This window comes from Pseudomonas sp. NPDC089569 (assembly GCF_050280625.1).
GTDB lineage: Bacteria > Pseudomonadota > Gammaproteobacteria > Pseudomonadales > Pseudomonadaceae > Aquipseudomonas.
Genome location: NZ_JBNNVQ010000240.1, coordinates 1 through 2003, shown reverse-complemented (window position 1 = coordinate 2003; position 2003 = coordinate 1). Strand labels below are relative to the sequence as shown.

The 2003-nt window shown below is 58.6% G+C and carries 2 protein-coding genes; both read right to left on the bottom strand.

Annotation, left to right across the window (positions count from 1 at the left end; genetic code table 11):
- A partial coding sequence (locus tag ACQKP2_RS32655) for an FAD-dependent oxidoreductase (protein ID WP_427582358.1) occupies nucleotides 1–491 on the bottom strand: 491 nt, incomplete at its 3' end.
- Between the two features lie 97 nt (nucleotides 492–588).
- Nucleotides 589–1809 (bottom strand): 2-oxoglutarate dehydrogenase complex dihydrolipoyllysine-residue succinyltransferase, encoded by a 1221-nt coding sequence (gene odhB / locus ACQKP2_RS32650; protein WP_427582357.1) that lies wholly within the window; start codon nucleotides 1807–1809, stop codon nucleotides 589–591.
- Nucleotides 1810–2003: the final 194 nt, after the last annotated feature.

Below are 2003 nucleotides of genomic sequence, written 5' to 3'. Positions count from 1 at the left end.
GAGCGATAAGTCAGGTAGCCCGGTGGTACATCGCCCTTGTAGTCCGGTGGCAGTACCAGGTATTTGGCGACTTCAACCGAACCGTCAGGCTTGGTGACTTCGACTTTCTTGCCGGCCAGCAATTTGCCGTGACCCTGGATCGAAGTAACGCCGTTGGCCTTGAACAGGGTAGCAACGCCGCCGGTCAGGTTCTTGACGATGCCGGCCTTGCGGCCAACCATCGCAGCGACGTCCATTTTGACTTCGCCGGTGGAGATACCGTGAACGTTGAAGCTCTCTTTGGCTTCCTTGTACTTCCAGGAGCTGTCCAGCAGCGCCTTGGACGGAATGCAGCCGACGTTCAGGCAAGTACCGCCGAGAGCCTGCTTGCCTTCAGCGTCGGTGTACTTCTCGATGCAGGCAGTGGAAAGACCCAACTGCGCGGCCTTGATGGCGGCAACGTAGCCGCCAGGGCCGGCACCGATCACTACTACGTCAAATTTCTGCGACATTCAAAAAATCCTCTTTAGCGAAAAGCTTCAAGCCGCGAGCTGCAAGCCAAACCGCCGTTTCCGGCCGTTTGAAACTTGCAGCTCATGGCCGCTTCTATCAGATATCCAGCAGCAAACGAGCCGGGTCTTCCAGCAGGTTCTTGATGGTCACCAGGAAGGTCACAGCTTCTTTGCCATCGATCAGACGGTGATCGTAGGACAGTGCCAGGTACATCATCGGACGGATAACGACCTGACCGTTGACCGCCATAGGACGCTGGATGATGTTGTGCATGCCCAGAATTGCGGCCTGCGGCGGGTTGACGATCGGAGTCGACATCATCGAACCGAAGGTGCCACCGTTGGTGATGGTGAAGGTACCGCCGGTCATTTCTTCCATCGACAGTTTGCCGTCACGGGCTTTCTTGCCGAAGGTCGCGATGCCGCCTTCGATTTCAGCCAGGCTCATCAGTTCGGCGTTACGCAGAACCGGCACAACCAGGCCGCGGTCGCTGGAAACGGCAACACCGATGTCGGCGTAGCCGTGGTAAACGATGTCGGCACCGTCGATCGACGCGTTCACAGCCGGGAAGCGTTTCAGCGCTTCGGTGGCCGCTTTCACGAAGAACGACATGAAGCCCAGGCGCACGCCATTGTGGGACTTCTCGAACAGGTCCTTGTACTTCGAACGCAGCGCCATGACTTCGGTCATGTCGACTTCGTTGAAAGTGGTCAGCATCGCCATGTTCGACTGGGCTTCAACCAGACGCTCGGCAACCTTGGCACGCAGGCGGGTCATCGGAACGCGTTTTTCAACGCGGTCACCGGCAGCGAACACCGGAGCGGCAGCGGCAGGAGCAGCAGCCTTGGCAGGCGCAGCAGCTGGAGCGGCTTTCTTGGCAGCAACAGCTGCAACTACGTCTTCCTTGGTCACACGACCGCCTTTGCCAGTACCGGCAACGGAAGCGATGTTGATGCCGTTTTCTTCAGCCAGTTTGCGGGCAGCCGGGGCAGCAACAGGATCGTCTTCGCCTTCGGCAGCTGGAGCAGCAGCCTGGGCAGCGGCAGCCGGAGCAGCAGCGGCAGGAGCGGCAGCAGCACCACCTTCAACGATGGAGCCCAGCACTTCGTCGGACAGAACGGTGTCGCCTTCGTTCTTGACGATAGCGCCCAGCACGCCGTCAGCAGTGGCCAGTACTTCCAGTACCACTTTGTCGGTTTCGATGTCGACGATCAGCTCGTCACGCTTGACGGCTTCGCCCGGCTTCTTGTGCCAGGTGGCAACGGTGCCATCGGCAACCGATTCCGGGAAAGTGGGGGCTTTGATCTCGATAGCCATTGTCTGTGGTTCCTTAAATTCGGTTTCAGGTGCGCGAAGGCGTTAAACAGTAAAGGCGTCTTGCAGCAGTTTTTCCTGCTGCTCGGCGTGCATCGATGCCAAATGAATGAATTCTGACAGGCGGACGGCCGGTTGGCCGCGGTGTTGCAGAGGTGAAACACCAAAGCGCTTCAACGATCCGAACGCATCAGCGC

What these genes read in the sequence shown, in the direction of transcription:
- odhB (WP_427582357.1), bottom strand. Translation starts at nt 1,809, where the DNA reads ATGGCTATCGAGATCAAAGCCCCCACTTTCCCGGAATCGGTTGCCGAT.